Source organism: Pseudomonas sp. TWR1-1-3 (assembly GCF_049896805.1).
Classification (GTDB): Bacteria; Pseudomonadota; Gammaproteobacteria; order Pseudomonadales; family Pseudomonadaceae; genus Aquipseudomonas; species Aquipseudomonas bubulae.
On sequence record NZ_JAFCUZ010000001.1, the window covers coordinates 562,705 to 580,180 of the forward strand.

15 protein-coding genes are annotated in these 17,476 nt (G+C 60.7%); 8 read left to right on the top strand and 7 right to left on the bottom strand.

The window, feature by feature from the left end; genetic code table 11:
* Positions 1–23: 23 nt before the first annotated feature.
* Positions 24–1,235 (top strand): YeeE/YedE family protein, encoded by a 1,212-nt coding sequence (locus ACP7BE_RS02585; RefSeq protein WP_095000522.1) that lies wholly within the window; start codon positions 24–26, stop codon positions 1,233–1,235.
* A gap of 38 nt (positions 1,236–1,273) precedes the next feature.
* Here the strand turns inward: ACP7BE_RS02585 and ACP7BE_RS02590 are convergent, their stop codons facing one another.
* The 5 genes from ACP7BE_RS02590 to ACP7BE_RS02610 all read right to left on the bottom strand — a co-directional run bounded on the left by ACP7BE_RS02590 (position 1,274) and on the right by ACP7BE_RS02610 (position 8,151).
* Positions 1,274–1,639, bottom strand: a complete 366-nt coding sequence (locus ACP7BE_RS02590) for a hypothetical protein (protein WP_176464265.1) — start codon at positions 1,637–1,639, stop codon at positions 1,274–1,276.
* A gap of 197 nt (positions 1,640–1,836) precedes the next feature.
* Positions 1,837–3,351 (bottom strand): nucleobase:cation symporter-2 family protein, encoded by a 1,515-nt coding sequence (locus ACP7BE_RS02595; protein ID WP_095000520.1) that lies wholly within the window; start codon positions 3,349–3,351, stop codon positions 1,837–1,839.
* Between the two features lie 96 nt (positions 3,352–3,447).
* Positions 3,448–4,806: an 8-oxoguanine deaminase gene (locus tag ACP7BE_RS02600; RefSeq protein WP_095000519.1), complete on the bottom strand. Its 1,359-nt coding sequence runs from the start codon at positions 4,804–4,806 to the stop codon at positions 3,448–3,450.
* A gap of 556 nt (positions 4,807–5,362) precedes the next feature.
* Positions 5,363–7,066: an amidase gene (locus ACP7BE_RS02605; protein ID WP_146540973.1), complete on the bottom strand. Its 1,704-nt coding sequence runs from the start codon at positions 7,064–7,066 to the stop codon at positions 5,363–5,365.
* 215 nt (positions 7,067–7,281) lie between these two features.
* A complete protein-coding gene (locus tag ACP7BE_RS02610; protein WP_095000508.1) occupies positions 7,282–8,151 on the bottom strand; it encodes a LysR family transcriptional regulator in 870 nt (289 codons plus the stop codon).
* A gap of 154 nt (positions 8,152–8,305) precedes the next feature.
* Between ACP7BE_RS02610 and ACP7BE_RS02615 the strand changes: the two genes are divergently transcribed.
* From ACP7BE_RS02615 to ACP7BE_RS02645, 7 genes are all read left to right on the top strand, one after another.
* Entirely contained in the window at positions 8,306–9,343 is a 1,038-nt protein-coding gene (locus tag ACP7BE_RS02615; protein ID WP_095000507.1) for an amino acid ABC transporter substrate-binding protein, read from the top strand.
* Between the two features lie 13 nt (positions 9,344–9,356).
* Positions 9,357–10,511, top strand: coding sequence for an amino acid ABC transporter permease (locus ACP7BE_RS02620; RefSeq protein WP_150628375.1), 1,155 nt, complete (start codon positions 9,357–9,359; stop codon positions 10,509–10,511).
* 2 nt (positions 10,512–10,513) lie between these two features.
* Entirely contained in the window at positions 10,514–11,611 is a 1,098-nt protein-coding gene (locus ACP7BE_RS02625) for an amino acid ABC transporter permease (protein ID WP_095000505.1), read from the top strand.
* Positions 11,608–12,384 (top strand): amino acid ABC transporter ATP-binding protein, encoded by a 777-nt coding sequence (locus ACP7BE_RS02630; RefSeq protein WP_095000504.1) that lies wholly within the window; start codon positions 11,608–11,610, stop codon positions 12,382–12,384. Before ACP7BE_RS02625 ends, ACP7BE_RS02630 begins: the two co-directional genes overlap by 4 nt.
* Entirely contained in the window at positions 12,381–13,340 is a 960-nt protein-coding gene (locus ACP7BE_RS02635; RefSeq protein WP_095000503.1) for an isoaspartyl peptidase/L-asparaginase family protein, read from the top strand. The genes ACP7BE_RS02630 and ACP7BE_RS02635 overlap by 4 nt, the downstream gene beginning before the upstream one ends.
* Positions 13,341–13,405: 65 nt before the next feature.
* Positions 13,406–13,711: an NIPSNAP family protein gene (locus ACP7BE_RS02640; protein WP_426104611.1), complete on the top strand. Its 306-nt coding sequence runs from the start codon at positions 13,406–13,408 to the stop codon at positions 13,709–13,711.
* 29 nt (positions 13,712–13,740) lie between these two features.
* On the top strand, positions 13,741–14,151 hold the full coding sequence (locus ACP7BE_RS02645) for an SRPBCC family protein (RefSeq protein WP_095000501.1): 411 nt from the start codon (positions 13,741–13,743) through the stop codon (positions 14,149–14,151).
* 557 nt (positions 14,152–14,708) lie between these two features.
* Here ACP7BE_RS02645 and gudD read toward each other — a convergent pair.
* The gene (gudD, locus tag ACP7BE_RS02650) at positions 14,709–16,058 is read right to left on the bottom strand and encodes a glucarate dehydratase (protein WP_426104613.1); all 1,350 of its coding nucleotides are present in this window, start codon (positions 16,056–16,058) and stop codon (positions 14,709–14,711) included.
* Between the two features lie 13 nt (positions 16,059–16,071).
* Positions 16,072–17,412, bottom strand: coding sequence for an MFS transporter (locus ACP7BE_RS02655; RefSeq protein WP_130871596.1), 1,341 nt, complete (start codon positions 17,410–17,412; stop codon positions 16,072–16,074).
* Between the last annotated feature and the right edge of the window lie 64 nt (positions 17,413–17,476).

Here is a 17,476-nt window from a genome sequence, read left to right on the forward strand (position 1 = left end):
AAATCATACGTATCGGGATTTCCATGAGTCGTTCTCTTTCCATAACCCCTGGGCGCAAACCGCTTGCGCCGCTGTTGGCCTTTATCTTGTTGCTGCAGGGCGCTGTTTTCCTGCAAAACAATGTCGGTACGCGCCAGGTGTTGTTGCTGATCGTCGGCGCGGCGCTGGGCTTGACCCTTTATCACGCTGCATTCGGTTTTACCTCGGCCTGGCGAGTCTTTATCAATGATCGCCGTGGTGCAGGCCTGCGCGCGCAAATGGTGATGCTGGCCGTGGCTGTGGTGCTGTTTTTCCCCGCGCTGGGAGCGGGCACCCTGTTTGGCCAGCCGGTCGTCGGGCTGGTGGCGCCGATCGGTGTGTCGGTGGTGTTCGGTGCGTTTATTTTCGGCATCGGCATGCAGTTGGGCGGCGGGTGTGCGTCCGGCACCCTGTTCACTGTCGGCGGCGGCAATGCGCGCATGCTGGTGACCCTGTTGTTCTTTATCTGCGGATCATTAATCGCCACTCAGCATGTTGACTGGTGGTTTGCCCTGCCTGCGTTTCCGGCGACCTCTATCGTTAAAAGCTTCGGGGTGGTTCCCGCCTTGCTGCTGAGCCTGGCCGTGTTCGCGATCATCGCCGCAGTGACCGTACGCCTGGAGAAATCCCGTCACGCCAGCCTTGAAGCAGGGGTGACCAGTGAACATCAGGGCCTGCGCCGCTTTTTGCGTGGGCCGTGGCCTCTGGTCTGGGGGGCGATAGGTCTGGCGCTGCTGAACTATGCCACGCTGGCACTGGCCGGGCGGCCGTGGGGTATTACTTCGGCGTTCGCGCTGTGGGGCGCCAAGGCGGCAAGCGGACTGGGGGTTGATGTTGGCAGTTGGGGGTTCTGGCAGATGCCGGGCAATGCCAAGGCACTGGCCGCGCCGGTGTGGGAAGACATCACCAGCGTAATGGATATTGGCATCGTTCTCGGTGCGTTGTTGGCCGCCGGCCTGGCCGGTCGTTTTGCTCCCAGCCTGAAAATCCCGCCGCGCTCGCTGCTGGCGGCAGTGATTGGTGGCCTGCTGCTCGGGTATGGCTCGCGTCTGGCCTACGGCTGCAATATTGGCGCGTACTTCAGCGGCATCGCCTCAGGCAGCCTGCATGGCTGGGTATGGCTGGTGGCAGCGTTTATCGGCAACACGGTGGGCGTGCGCCTGCGACCACTGTTCTTTACCGGCGAGCGGCCACAGGCGGCGTTGAGCGGCTGCTAAAAAAGGTACAGGGGTTGCTTTCTCGGCAGCCGTTTTTTTCAGCGACGATAGTCGCGGTGATGGTTGTCGTAACGCTGGTGCATGGCCCGGTCATGACGGCGGCGCTCGGCTTCGCGGCGGGCTTGCTCCCGACGCCATTGATCGCGACGCCAGTTTTCTCTGCGGCGATCGTCTCTGCGAGCTTGCCAGCGGTTGTCATACCGGTGGTGGTCGTCACGGGCAAGCAGGGGTGCTGTCTGTTCACCGGCCAGCCTTGGCCAGGGATTGGCAGCCGTCGTCTGAACGGCTCCAGGTTCAGTAGCAAAAACCGCGGGCGGGGTCTTTGTCGGTGTAGCTGATGCCGAGCCCATTGCCGCAAACGCGAACAGGCTCAAAAGCACCATCCGTGGGGCGTGGAATTTCATGAGCGAAGATAACCTCTGAATATCATTCGAATGTGTCGCCATCTGCTGACTGACGCCTGGAGCTCGCGCTTGTCGCGCAGATACGCGTACTCACATAGACAGATAAACAGGGAAAAGTTCGCAAGCTGGCTGCTTGTGTAAATCGGCGCAGTATGCAAAACGGCGCCTGAGCGCCGTTTTGCCGGGTTTAAGGCAGGTTAGTGTTCTTGCTCGAAGCTCTTTTTACGCAAGGGCGGGGACTGTTCGTAGTGCTCGTCCGACTCCACCACGGGTACTTCCTTGCCATTGCAGTCGAACAGCTTGCCATCGCGAAATACATCGCCATCGTTGAGGCAGCTGATATCCCGGGAGCGCAGGATACGGTCGCTGGCGGCGACGAATACCGACTGCTGGTCGGAGTTGCCGGCCCGCAGATGGTTGAACAGCAGGTTGAGCAGGATGGCCATGATTGCGGCCGAGCTGATGCCGGAGTGGAAGATGGTCTCGAACCAGGTCGGGAAGTGCTGGTAGAAGTTGGGCGCTGCAATGGGGATCATGCCGAAACCGATCGATGTGGCGACGATGATCAGGTTCATGTTGTTGCGATAGTCCACCTGCGCCAGGGTGCGGATGCCGCTGGCGGCGACGGTACCAAACAGGACCAGGCCAGCACCGCCAAGCACGGCAGTGGGCACGGCGGCGACCAGGCGACCCATCACCGGCAGCAGCCCCAGTGTCACCAGGATCAGGCCGCCGGTGGCCACCACATAACGGCTCTTGATACCGGTCACGGCGACCAGGCCAACGTTCTGTGCAAAGGCGCTCTGGGTAAAGGAGCCGAACAGCGGCGCCAGGGCACTGGAAATCATGTCTGCGCGCAGGCCGTTGCCAAGGCGTTTGGCGTCGACCTTGGTGTCGATGATTTCGCCCACTGCCAGGATATCGGCGGAGGTCTCGACCATGGTCACGATAATCACGATCAGCATCGACAGGATGGCTGCGAGGCGGAACTCGGGCATGCCGAAGTGCAGCACCTCGGGCAATGCGACCAGCGGGCCTTCCAGCACCCGGGAGAAGTCGGTCATGCCCACGGCCGTGGCAACCAGTGTGCCGATAACGATAGCCAGCAGAATCGACAGGCGTGAAATACTGGCGCTGCCCAGCTTGCTGAGCAGCAGCACGAGCACCAGGGTGATTGCCGCCAGGCCGATGTTGGCCATGCTGCCGAAGTCAGGTGACTGACTGTTGCCGCCCATGGCCCAGCGCGCCGTGACCGGCATCAGGGTCAGACCGATGGTGGTGATGACGATGCCCGTCACCAGGGGCGGAAAGTACTTGGTGATGCTGGAAAACAGCGGTGTGATCAGCAAGCCGATCACGGAAGCCACGATCACCGCCCCGAACACCACCGGCAGGCCTCCTGCGCCGTCACCGCCAATGATGGCGACCATGGTGGAGACACCGGCGAAGGACACCCCCTGCACCAGCGGCAGGCGACAGCCAAAGAAAGGGATACCCAGTGTCTGCAACAGTGTGGCCAGGCCACCGGCGAACAGCGAAGCGGCGATCAGCAGGCCAACGTCGGCCGATGAAAGGCCGGCTGCCTGGCCAATGATCAGGGGCACCGCAATGATGCCCCCATACATTGTCAGGACGTGCTGCAGGCCGTAGGCCAGGTTGGCGCCAGTACCGAGGTTTTCGTCTTCTGGACGAGGGGAAGCGGTAGAAGTCATGGTGAGTAGCTCGCTTTTGTTATTTTAGATGCGTCTAACAGCACGTTCTCAGTTGCATCCGTTGAGCCCTGTCAGGAACTCAACGGCCTGAAGGGGTTATTCACCGCTGACCAGCTGGTGGGCCAACTGGTTGTGGCGTTCCAGCACCCGCGGCAGGTCGACGGTGGTGAGGTGGCCATCCCTGACCACCACGCGACCATTGATCACGCTGGTATGGACCTGGGTCGGGGTACAGAACACCAACGCTGCCAGCGGGTCGTGATGGGCTCCGGCGTAGGCCAGATGGCCAAGGTCGAAAGCGACAAAATCCGCCACCATGCCCGGTGCCAGTGCACCAATATCATTGCGGTTAAGCACCTTGGCGCCCCCCAATGTGGCAATTTCCAGCGCCTCGCGGGCGGACATCGCATCGGGGCCAAAACCCACCCGCTGCAACAGCAGGGCCTGACGTACTTCACCAATCATGCTGGCGCCATCGTTGGACGCAGAACCGTCAACCCCCAACCCCACCGGCACGCCGTGGTCGCGCATCCTGCGAATCGGCGCGATCCCCGAAGCCAGGCGCATGTTCGAGCACGGGCAGTGGGCGACCCCAGTACCGGTGCGGGCGAACAGCTCGATGCCGTGCTGGTCGAGTTGTACGCAATGGGCGTGCCAGACGTCGTGGCCGACCCAGCCCAGGTCTTCGGCGTACTCGGCGGGGGTCATGCCGAACTTCTCGCGGCTGTAGGCGATGTCACTGACGTTCTCGGCAAGGTGGGTGTGCAGCGAGACCCCGTACTGGCGGGCGAGTACTGCGGCCTCGCGCATCAGGTCGCGGCTGACCGAGAAGGGCGAGCAGGGCGCCACGACCATGCGCAGCATCGAGCCATGGCGGGGGTCGTGGTAGTCCTCGATCAGACGCTGGGACTCTTTGAGAATATGGCTTTCTTTCTCAACCACCGAGTCGGGCGGCAAGCCGCCCTGGCTACGGCCCACGCTCATGCTCCCGCGTGCGGCGTGAAAGCGCATGCCGATCTCTGCAGCGGCATGGATGCTGTCGTCCAGCTTGCAGCCGTTGGGGTAGATATACAGATGGTCACTGGAAGTGGTGCAGCCAGAGAGAATCAGCTCGGCCATTGCTGTTTGGGTCGAAACCGCGATCATTTCCGGCGTGAGTCGCGCCCAGATTGGATACAGGTTGTTGAGCCAATTGAACAACTCGCCGTCCTGGGCTGCCGGTACAACGCGGGTCAGGCTCTGGTACATATGGTGGTGGGTGTTGACCAGGCCCGGGATAACCACCTTGCCGGTCATGTCCAGAATCACGTCGGCCTGTTGCGGCAGGGATTCGCTGGGGCCGACCTGCTTGATCAGGTTGTCTTCGATAAACAGGCCGCCGCGCCGGATTTCCCTGCGTTCACCATCCATTGTGACCAGCAGTTCTGCGTTCTTAACCAGTAAAGTCTTTGCCATGGGTATTCCTCTTCCGTTTGGAGTTTGCTTTCAACGTGATGCGGTTGCAGGCATCGGTTTTCGGCTTGAGCCAAGCCCTGGCAGCCGGATGCAGCATGGCTGGGCAGGGGCGGTCGGTTCACTGGCACACCCATGGGCGCAGTGAATACGCGATGACATGCGCCGGTAAGGCGCGTTGAATTGAAGCGGCTGTGCAAGCTGCATGGTGTTTGACCATCGCAATACGCAGCGGCGATTGCCGGAGTCGTAGGCGTGCAATGATGTAACCAGAATTGGTTATTATTGTATACAACTAAAAATGCAGTGATGTTGTCGATTGTGACCGGGGACTGGCAGGGGAGAAAATTTGCTGGAGTCTGGAGAGTCGATCAGGAGCGGGTGCGGGGGCGGGTAATGTGGGAGCGAGCCTGCTCGCGATGCAGGCGACGCGGTCTTTCGGGCAATGGGGATGTCTTCGCGAGCAGGCTCGCTCCCACAGGAATTGCGGGGTGTTTTTACCACCCGGTGCGAGGGCGGGACCTATGAGCGGCGCTGCTCACAGATCCCGCCCATGCCATCACGTCAACGCTGGTGTACGCGGCGGGATCATGCGCTTGCTGCCGGTTGCCTCAAATGCCGAAGCAAAGCGCAGCAACGCCGAATCGTCATAGGCGCGACCGGCAAACGTCAGCCCCACCGGCATGCCGATGTCGGCCATCACGCCCATGGGCACGGTCACGGTCGGTACGCCCAGATGGCGGATGGCCAGGTTGCCGTTGGCCACCCACACGCCGTTGCTCCAGGCGATATCCGCCGACGCCGGGTTCACATCCGCATCTGCCGGGGCCACATCGGCCACGGTCGGGAACAGCACGGCATCCAGTCCCAGGCGGTCCATCCAGTCTTCCAGGTCGATGCGCCGGGTTTTTTCAAGGCCGCGCAGACCGTCTGGCACGCTACTGATCTGATCCCACGGGGTAATGCCGCGCTGGGCCATGCGCACGTATTCGTCCATGCCTGCCGCCAGTTCGTCTTCACGGTTGGGCAGGGTGCCCGGGTCGTGAGGGAAAATTAGCGGCCCATCAACGTCGGCCAACCGGTTGAGTTTAGGGTCACCGTTGGCGCGCAGGAAATCATCGAACGCCCACGCGGACAACTCCCAAAGCTCGTCATGCATAAACTCTTTGGACACCAGCCCGCGGGTGAACACGGTTGGCGCGCCGGGGCGATCGCCTTCGCAGTTGGAAACCAGCGGGAAGTCCACTTCAATCACTTCGCCGCCCTGGGCTTCGATGGCCTTGCGCGCGGCTTGCCACAGGTCGATCACCGAGGCACGGGTGATGATGCGTTGCCCGGTGGGGCCGCCGATGCCCGGTGCTTCGGATGTGCCGGCCTCGGGGTCGGCATTGATATACATGCGCGGTACGCCAAAGCGTTTGCCGGCCAGCGCTTCGCTGCCGGCATTGAGTTGTGCATAGGAGGCCGGCCGCACCGAAGCCACACTCGGAATCGGTACCCAGGGCTGCAGGCGCCACAGGTCTCCACGGGTATCAGTATCTTCAGCGACGACCACATCGAGCACTTCGAGCAAGTCGGCCATGGTGCGGGCAAAGGGCACCACCACGTCCATGGTCGGCGTCAGCGGCCAGTTGCCACGTACCGAAATCACGCCCCGTGAAGGGGTGTAGGCGCACAGGCCGTTGTTGGACGCCGGGCCGCGCCCGCTCGACCAGGTTTCTTCCGCCAGGCCGAAGGCCGAGAAGCTGGCCGCCGTGGCCGTACCCGCACCGTTGGACGAGCCGGAGGCAAAAGGTGCCGTCAGGTAGTGGGCGTTGTACGGGCTTTCGGCGCGGCCATAGACCCCGCGCTGCATGCCGCCGTTGGCCATGGGCGGCATATTGGTCTTGCCCAGGCAGATGGCACCGGCACCGCGCAGGCGCTCGATGGTGAATGCATCGCGGTACGCCACCAGGTCCTTGAAGGCGGGGCTGCCCGACGCGGCGGTCAAGCCCTTGACCAGGTAGCTGTCCTTGGCGGTATAGGGGATGCCGTCCAGCGGGCCGAGGGTCTGGCCCTTGGCCCGGCGGTCGTCGGAGGCCTGCGCCTCGGTCATTGCCAGGGGGTTGCGCACCACCACGGCATTGAGGGCGGTGGGGGTGTCAGCTGTGTCGTAGGCGTCGATCCGCGCCAGATAAGCCTGTACCAGTTCTACCGCCGTGGTCTGGCCGGATTCGAGCGCGGCGCGCAGTTGGGCTATGGACACCTCGGTGACTTCAATCATGGGCTTACCGCTTGAGGACAATGGGAAACCGCAGAGCTTAGCGAAACTCCTGCCTGCACAGCCAGCCCATGTGATATTTGATGTCGTAAATATGTACCGTGCCTTGTGGGAGCGGGCTTGCTCGCGATTGGGTCGGCGCGGTGTATCCGCAATACAGAGGCGCTGGCTTCGCGAGCAAGCCCGCTCCCACAAGGGGCTTGCGCATCAGGTGGATTTTACAACCGCTGCCAGAGCGCTTCTGCCTGGGGGTTGCGGTTGTCACGCCAGCGCACCAGGATCACTTCCAGATGGTCGGACTCCATGTCCGGGTACACGCGCACCAGTTCACCGCGCTCAATCAGCGGCGCCACCATGCTGTGGGGCATGCACGCCACCCCCTGGCCACTGGCGACCATCGGTTTGAGTGCCTCGGACACCGTGGCCTCGAATACCTGCAGCAAACGCTGAGGCTGGGGGTGACGGTTGATCTGGGTACGCGACAGTTCATGCAATTGCGCACTGCGCGAATAGCTGAGCAGCGGGATCGGTTCGTCGGTCTGGGTGCAATGCGCCGCCAGTTGCGGAGTGGCCACCCAGTACAGCTCGTCATGACCCAGGGACTTGACCTCGAACTCGCTCTGGCGCGAGTAGGGTGCGGTCTTGGTGTCGCGATAGAACAGGATGAAGTCGCAGCGCCCGGACATCAGCGCCATGTAGTAGTCGTCGGTGCTGCGATAGCCCGTGTCGATACGGGTGAACAGCGGCGCCTGCGGGCTGTTCAACTGGCTGATCCAGCCCGGGAAAAAGTTGCACGCCAGGGTATGCAGCGAGGCAAAGGTCAGCGGCCGGTTGAGCACCTTGACGCTTTGCTCGCAGTCGCGGGCCATGCGTACCAGCTCAACGGCATTGGGCAGCAGCGCTTCGCCAGCAGCGGTCAGGCGCACCGGGTTGCGCTCGCGGTCGATCAGGGTCGCGCCCAGGTGGGCTTCCAGCAATTGAATGCGTCGGCTCAGCGCCGATTGCGATGAGTTGCGCATGCTGGCCGCGGCCGTGAACTTGCCGGTATCGGCCAGGGCGAGAAAATCTTCGTACCAGTCAATGTTCATAGACTTATTCCAATATTCGATAGCCCGTCCAGCATAGTGGATCAATTGCCGCTATCCGCGCCATGCCGCCGTCTTTATTGTGCACCTAAACCGCCACCTGCCGTTGGATTGTGGTTGACAGGCATAACAAGAAGAATTTTAAAAGGGCAATGATATGCACAAATTGAATAGGGCCAAGCTTTTGCTGGGGGCTCCGCTGTTGGCCCTGCTGTTGACCGGTGCCCAGGCTGCCCAGGCAGGTGTGCTGGACAAGGTCAAGGCCCATGGCAGCGTGCGCTGCGGGGTCGCAGGTGACAAGCCGGGGTTTTCGCTGATCGATGACAAGGGCCGCTGGACCGGTATGGACGTAGACCTGTGCCGCGCTGTGGCCGCTGCGGTGCTGGGGGATGCAGACAAGGTCGAGTACCTGACCACCACCGCCAAAAACCGCTTTACCGCCCTGGCTTCCGGGGAGATCGACATTCTGTCCCGTGCCGCTTCCTGGACCGCTGAACGCATAGCCAACCTGGGCGTGGACTTCACCACGGTCTGGTTCTACGACGGCCAGGGCTTTATGACCCACGCTGCCGACGGCATCGAGAAACTCACCGACCTGGACGGTGCCACTTTCTGCCTGTCACCGGGCACCACCTCCGAGCAAAACCTGGAAGACTATTTTGGCCGCCGTGGCCTGACTTACAAAACCGTGGTCATCGAAAAAAGCCCCGAACTCTACGCTGCCTTCCAGCGCGGGCGCTGTAACGCCATTTCCAATGACTCTTCGGGGCTGGCGGCGCGTTTGGCGCTGATGAACAACCCCAAGGACTATGCGCTGCTGCCCGAGGTGATTTCCAAGGAGCCGTTGGGGGCCTTTGTCGCACAGGGTGATACGGTCTGGCGCAATATTGTGACCTGGACCGCCTATGCCCTGATGACCGGCGAAGAACTGGGCGTGACCTCGGATAACGTCGACGAGTTGCGTGGCAACAAGAGCGCATCCACCGATATCGCCCGTTTGCTGGGCACCGAAGGCACCATCGGCAAGTCCTTTGGCCTGGACAGTGACTGGGCCTATCGCGCCCTCAAGCAAGTCGGCAACTACGCGCAAATCTACGACCGTAACCTCGGCCAGCAGACGGCATTGAACATCCCGCGCGGCCTCAACCGCAGCTGGAAAGACCATGGCCTGATGTACGCGCCGCCGATTCGCTGAGGGGATTTCTGTGATGTCGACCCATCGTTCGTCCAATCTGCGCCTGTCGAGCGTGCTGCAGCAGGGGCTGGTACTGGCTCTGGTTGCCGCGGTGTTTTATCTGCTCTCCAGCAACGCCGCGCTGAACTTGAAGAACCTCAATATCGCCTCGGGATTCGGTTTTCTGTCCCAGCGCGCAGGCTATGACATCAGCTTCTCGCTGATTGATTACACTCCGGATGCAACCTATGCCCGCGCCTATCTGGTGGGCTTGCTCAACACCTTGCTGGTGTCGGTGCTGAGCATTGTGCTGGCGACCCTGCTGGGAGGTGCGCTGGGCATGGCGCGCGTCTCGGACAACTGGCTGATCAAGCGCCTGAGCGGCACCTGCATCGAATTTTTGCGCAATGTGCCGCTGGTGGTGCATCTGGTCTGGTGGTACGGCCTGGTGCTGGCGCTGCCCGGGGTCAAGCACTCGGCCTCGCTGTTTGGCGTGGTGTTTCTGAACAACAACGGCCTCACTCTGCCCTGGCTCGAACAGGGCAGTGTGGTCGGCTGGGGGCTTTTCCTCATGCTGCTGGGCACGTTGCTGGCTTATGTGTTTTGCCGCTTGAAGGAAGCCCGCGGGCCGTGGCGCAGTTTTGCCTGCAGACGCTGGCCCGCGCTGTTGGCTGGGGCTGTGCTGCTGCCCGTGCTGGTGTATGCCTTGAGTGATGCCCATGTGCAATGGGAAGTACCGGTGCAGCGCGGTTTCGGTTTCAAGGGCGGAATCACCCTGGTGCCGGAGATGCTTGCGTTATGCCTGGCCTTGTCGTTCTACAGCGCCAGTTATATCGCCGAGATTGTGCGTGGCGCGATTGAGTCGGTACACCGCGGCCAGTACGAAGCGGCCAGGGCACTCGGCTTCAAATCCGGTTCCACAATGCGCCAGTTGATCGTACCCCAGGCCATCTACCCGATGATCCCGCAGATCACCAACACGTACCTGAATATCGTCAAGAACTCTTCACTGGGGGTGGTCATCGGTTTTATGGAACTGGTGTCGTCCACCGGCGGAACAACCCTGAACCAGACCGGCCAGGCCATTGAATGCATCGCGCTGGTGATGGGCACTTACTGCCTGATCAGCCTGGTGATCTCCCTGGGGATGAACATCTACAACCACCGTATCGGCCAGAGGGGGCACTGAACATGACCGCAATGAATCAGGCACTGGCAGTCCCGCTGGCACCGCCGCGCTTGCCCTGGGTACAGCGCGCCGCAGCCTGGAGCCGCAGCCAGTTGTTCCCCAGCGTGGGCCACAGCCTGCTGACCCTGGGCGTGCTTGCGCTGCTGTGCTGGTGCATTCCTGCTGCGCTGAACTGGCTGGTATTCGATGCCACCTTCATCGGCAGCAGTGCCAAAGACTGCAACCCCGGCGGCGCCTGCTGGTTGCCGATTACCCAACGCTGGAACCTGTTTGTGTACGGCTTCTATCCGCAAGCCGAACAGTGGCGGGTAAGCCTGGCGCTGGTGCTGGCAGGGGCGGCGTTTGTCTTGCTGTTTTTCAAGCGCCTGGACCGTCGCCTGCTGCTGGCGTATCTGGCGTTGCTGCCGATCGTGATGTGGTGGCTGCTCAAGGGCGGTGCCGGTTTGCCCGAGGTGTCTTCGACCAAGTTCGCCGGGATGCTGGTGACAGTATTTCTGGGCACCGCCGGGATGATTTTCGCGCTGCCGCTGGGGATTTTGCTGGCGCTGGGCCGACGTTCGAAACTGCCGGTGGTGCGCATGCTTTGCGTGCTCTATATCGAGCTGGTGCGCTCGGTGCCGGTGATTTCGCTGCTGTTTATGGCTTCGCTGATGATTCAGCTGTTCCTGCCGCCGGATTCGGCCTTCGACATCCTCTTGCGGGTGCAACTGGTGCTGATCCTGTTTACCGCCGCCTATATGGCTGAAACCCTGCGCGGCGGTTTGCAGAACCTGCCCAAGGGCCAATACGAGGCGGCCATGGCGCTGGGTTTTGGTTACTGGAAAACCATGGGCCAGATCATTTTGCCGCAAGTGCTCAAGCAATCCATTGCGCCCTTGCTCACGCAGTTTATCGGCCTGTTCAAAGAGACCACGCTGGTGATGATCGTCGGCGTACTGGACATCGTCGGTATCGCCATGAGCACCGCCGTCGCCCCGGAATGGGTTGAGTACGGCCACGAAATCTACGTCTTCCTGGCGATCTACTTCTTCGTCATCTGTTTTGCACTGTCGCGCTATGCCCGACACCTTGAACAACGTATGGAGCAAAGTCGCTCATGATCAGCAAACCCAAGGCTGATGCCGCCGCAATGGTACGCATCGAACAATTGAACAAGTGGTTCGGCAATGCCCATGTGCTGAAAAACATCTCGCTGAATGTCCATGCCGGGGAAAAAGTAGTGATCTGCGGGCCTTCGGGCTCCGGCAAGTCAACTCTGATCCGCTGCATCAACCAGCTGGAACAACACCAGCAGGGCCTGGTTGTCGTGCTGGGCGAGGAACTTGACGGCAACCTCAAGGGGCTTGAGCGCATCCGCCGCCAGGTGGGCATGTGCTTCCAGCACTTCAACCTGTTCCCGCACCTCACGGTGCTGAAAAACTGCACGTTACCGCAGACTTCCAACCTGGGCGTGCCCGAGGCTGAGGCCATTGAACGAGCGCTGGGCTTGCTGGACAAGGTCAAGATGCGCGACCACGCCAACAAGTTTCCGTCGCAGTTATCCGGTGGCCAGCAGCAACGAATCGCCATAGCCCGGGCGCTGTGCATGCAACCCAAGGTCATGCTGTTTGACGAGCCGACCTCGGCCCTGGACCCGGAAATGATCGCTGAAGTGCTGGACGTCATGACCGGCCTGGCCCAGGAAGGCATGACCATGATCTGCGTGACCCACGAAATGGGTTTTGCACGCAAGGTAGCCGACCGCATTGTCTTTATGGATCAGGGTGAAATCATTGAAGAGGCCCCCCCGGAGCGGTTTTTCTCAGCCCCTGAATCACCTCGAACCCAACGTTTTTTGAGCCAGATCATCAATCACGGAGTGCATGCCCAATGACCCAATCCATTGCGATGGCCTTGCATGGCGGTGCCGGTGTGCTGATGCCCGGTGTTTTGACCCGCGAAGACGAACAGGCGATCCACGCAGCACTGCTGCAGGCGCTCAAGGCGGGTGTCGATGTCCTGGAAAAGGGCGGCAGCAGTCTGGATGCGGTACAGGCCAGTGTGGTTGAGCTTGAAGAGTGCCCCTGGTTCAACGCCGGCAAAGGCGCGGTGTTTACCCACAGCGGTGACCACGAACTGGACGCCGCGATCATGAACGGGGCCAACCTGGAAGCCGGAGCCGTAGCCGGCGTGCATCATGTGCGCAACCCGATATGCGGTGCGCGGGCGGTGCTGGAGCATAGCGAGCATGTGCTGCTGGCCGGTGCCGGGGCGGACTTGTTCCTGTCCGAACAGGCGGGTCTCGAACATGTCAGCAATGACTGGTACGACACGCCTTTGCGTCGTCGCCAGTGGGCTGCGCAACAGCAGCAACCGGAGACGGTGTTGCTGGAGCCGGGAGGTGTGGAGAAAAAATTCGGCACTGTGGGGGCTGTCGCCCTGGACCGTCACGGCCATGTAGCAGCAGCCACCTCCACCGGGGGCATCACCAACAAACGCTACGGCCGGGTGGGTGACTCGCCACTGATTGGCTCCGGCACCTGGGCGGATGACCGCAGCGCGGCGATTTCGGCGACCGGCCACGGCGAGTTCTTTATGCGCACCGTGGTGGCCCACAATATTGCATCGCGCATTCGCCTGGTGGGTTCGAGCCTGGCAGACGCCTGCGAGCAAGTTGTACAGGGCGAGCTCAAGGAGCTCGGTGGTAACGGCGGCGTGGTCGCCGTGACACCGGGCGGGGAGACCGTGCTGAGCTTTAATACGCCGGGCATGTACCGCGCCTGGCTGGATACTGACGGCGGCCTGCACACCGCCATTTATGCCGAGGACGACTGCCTGCATCGACTTTGAGTGAATTGACCCGCGGGGCGGCTGGAGATTAGTCTCGATCTCCTTTCGCCCCGTGGAATGCATCGATGATCACCTGCTACCTGCGTTACGTGATTGACCCTTACCAACTGGCCGAATTCGAGGCCTATGCCAAAGTCTGGATCCCGCTGGTAGCCAAATTTGGCGGCCAGCATCACGGTTACTTCCTGCCCTCGGAAGGTGCCAATAACATTGCTCTGGCCATGTTTACCCTCCCCAGCCTCGCAGCCTATGAAGACTACCGCGAACGCTCAAAAACGGATGCCGAATGCATTGCCGCGTTCAAACTGGCTGAAGATAATCGCTGTATCCTGAGTTACGAGCGCAGCTTTTTCAGGCCGGTTTTCGACTAACCCCCACTTCTTCAAAGAGGCATGCCCCTATGGCAACTGCATCCGCATTTATTGATATTCCCGCTTCACCCGATCAGGTCTGGCAATTGATCGGTGGTTTCAACTCGCTGCCGGACTGGTTGCCCCTGGTTGCCGTCAGCGAAGCTGGCGAAGGCGGGCGCTTGCGCCATCTGCAGACCGTGGATGGCACGGTGATCGTTGAGCGCCTGCAAACATTCGACAATGCCGGCAAGACCTACAGCTACTCCATTGTCGAGGCGCCGTTTCCGGTGACCGACTACCTGGCGACCTTGCGCGTTGAAGCGCTGGGCGACGGCGCCCGTGTGACCTGGTCGGGGCAGTTCACCCCGGCAGGTGTAAGCACTGAAGCTGCCGAAGAGCTGTTTACCGGGGTCTATCAGGGTGGGCTGGCGGCGCTGAGCGGCAATTTCGCAGGCTGATTTGTTGTGGGAGCGGGCTTGCCCGCGATGGTATCGACGCGGTTCGACGGGCACACCGCAGCGCCTGAATCGCAGGCAAGCCAGCTCCCACAGGGCATGTTGTGCTCACATAAATGAGGTTTGCCTGATCATTATTGTGGGAGCGAGCCTGCTCGCGAAGGTATCGATGCGGTCTACCAACTGAACCGCGTCGCCTGAATCGCTCGAGCCCAGTTCCCACATTAAATGCAAGCGCAAAAGTGGGTTGAAAATACCCGTTATCCGTGCCGTGATGGCCATTTCAAATCAACTAAATCTTAAAAAGTGTGGCTATTTAATGACTTAGGTCAGTATTGCCTTGAAATAAAATGTGCAGAATCACTTGTTACTGATTGTTACGATAGGGTAAGATCGCCCTGCGTTCACCTACCACGGTTTATGCATTTTTAAGCCCCAAGTTTCCATCAGCTACTTGGGCTTTTTTTTGCCTGAAATTTGATATTGGATCCAATTTTCGGGCAATAAAAAGGCGCCAATCGCTGGCGCCTTGTGGCAGTTGCCACGCTCTAATAAGCGACTCAGCGCACCAGGCAGGGTTTTTTGTTGTCGTATTTCCAGCCGGGAATCATGTACTGCATGGCCACGCTGTCATCCCGGGCACCCAGGCCCATGCCTTTGTACAGTTCGTGAGCCTTGGCCACGGCGTCCATGTCGATGTCCACGCCCAAGCCAGGCTTTGTCGGAACCTTGATATGGCCGTCGACAATTTTCAGCGGTTCACGGGTCAGGCGCTGGCCGTCCTGCCAGATCCAGTGGGTATCAATGGCGGTGATGTCCCCCGGCGCTGCAGCCGCAACCTGGGTGAACATGGCCAGGGAAATGTCGAAGTGGTTGTTGGAATGCGAGCCCCAGGTCAGGCCCCATTCGTGGCACATCTGCGCAACGCGTACCGAGCCCTGCAGGGTCCAGAAGTGCGGGTCGGCCAATGGGATGTCCACGGCCTGCGATTGAATCGCATGGCCCATTTCGCGCCAGTCGGTGGCAATCATGTTGGTGGCGGTGCGCAGGCCCGTGGCGCGGCGGAACTCGGCCATGATTTCGCGCCCCGAATAGCCGTTTTCGGCGCCGCAAGGGTCTTCGGCATAGGCCAGTACCCGATGCTGGTCGCGACACAGGGCGATGGCTTCCTTGAGAGACCAGGCTCCATTAGGGTCCAGAGTGATGCGGGCATCGGGGAAACGCTCGGCCAGTGCAGTGACCGCTTCGATTTCTTCGCCGCCGCGCAGCACGCCGCCCTTGAGCTTGAAGTCGTTGAAGCCGTAACGGGCCTGTGCCGCTTCCGCCAAGCGCACGATGGCCTGTGGGGTAAGGGCTTGTTCATGGCGCAGGCGTGTCCAGTCATCGCCATCCGCTTCGCTGCGGTAGGCCAGATCGGTGTGTTGACGGTCGCCAATATAGAACAGATAGCCGAGCATCTTCACGGAATCCCGTTGCTGGCCTTCACCGAGCAAGGCGGCTACCGGCACGTGCAGAAATTGACCGAGCAAGTCGAGCAGGGCGGCTTCCATTGCCGTCACGGCGTGGATGGTGATGCGCAGGTCGAAGGTTTGCAGGCCGCGCCCCGCCGAATCCCGTGCGGCGAAGGTGCTGCGCATGGCGTTGAGGACAGCCTGGTAATTGCCGATGGGCTGGCCAATCACCAGGCTGCGGGCGTCTTCCAGAGTTTCGCGGATGCGCTCGCCACCGGGCACTTCACCCACGCCGGTATTGCCGCTGCTGTCCTTGAGGATAACGATATTGCGGGTAAAGAAGGGGCCGTGGGCGCCGCTCAGGTTGAGCAGCATGCTGTCATGGCCCGCCACCGGGATCACCTGCAGGCTGGTCACGATCGGAGCTTGGCTGGCGTGGTGTTGATGGTCGGCATTCATGGTCTGGTCCTTGTCAGGCAGTTTGCAGGGCGGTGGGGGTCACGGCCGTGGGTGTGGGTTTGGTTTTGGCAAAGAACACAATGAGTGCCGCAATGATCGACGTGCCGGCCAGGCCATAGAGCCCGCCCTGGATCGAGCCTGTGGTTTGTTCCAGTAACCCGAAGGTGGTGGGGGCGACGAAGCCGCCGAGGTTGCCGATGGAATTGATCAAGGCAATGACTGCCGCCGCGATACGTGCATCCAGGTAGCCTTGGGGAATGGGCCAGAACAGCGCCGAGGCCGACTTGAAGCCGATGGCGGCAAAGCAGATGGCGATAAACGCAAAGATCGGCCCGCCGGTGGTGGACATAAACATGCCGGTGGCGGCAATCACCAGGGCGGCCGCCACCCAGGCCTGCTGGAACCTGAATTTGCTGGCCAGCGAGGCAAAGGCATACATGGCAATGATTGAAATCAGCCACGGGATCGAGTTGTAGAAGCCCACCTGGATATCGCTCAGGTCACCCATTTTTTTGATGATGCTCGGTAGCCAGAACGTGGCCGCGTAAATGGTCAGCTGGATACAGAAGTAAATCGCGCAGAACAGCATGATCTGGCGGTCCTTGAGCAGCATGCCCAGGGTCGGCTTGACGGTGTTGGCGGCATCGCGTTCACGCTGTTCGCGGTCAATTTCGTTAACCAGCGCATCTTGCTCTGCAAGGCTGAGCCATTTGGCGTCATGGGGTTTTGAGTCCAGCCAGAACCACACAAACACGCATAGCACCACCGAGGCCATACCTTCGATGATGTACATCCACTGCCAGCCGTGCAGTCCCATGCCGGTGATTTGCAGCAGCAGGCCGCTCAGTGGTCCCGAGATCAGCGAGGCCAGTGCCGAGCCGCTGAGGAAGATGGCAATCGCCTTGCCGCGTTCGGCGCCCGGCAGCCAGCGGGTGAAGTAATAGATCACGCCCGGGAAGAAGCCCGCTTCGGCGACGCCAAGCAGAAAACGCAGGATATAGAAGTGGGTTTCGTTCTGGATAAAGGCCATCAGGGTGGCGGTGATACCCCAGGTGAACATGATTCGGGTGAGCCAGATGCGGGCGCCGACTTTTTGCAGCAGCATATTGGACGGCACTTCAAACAGTGCGTAGCCAATGAAAAACAGCCCCGCACCGAAACCATAGGCGGCGGCACCAATACCCAGATCGTGCTCCATGTGGCTGCGTACGAAGCCGATGTTTACCCGGTCGATGTAGTTGACGATAAACATGATGACGAAAAGTGGCAGTACATGCCTCTTCACTTTTTGGATCGCACGCGCCAGGACGGGGTCATTGGCGTACGCAGCAGACGGATTGCTGGAAGTGTTCACAATTCAAAGCCCCACTGATTATTTTTATGCGGGTTGTGTGTACTGCAGATGGCTCTGCAGTTGC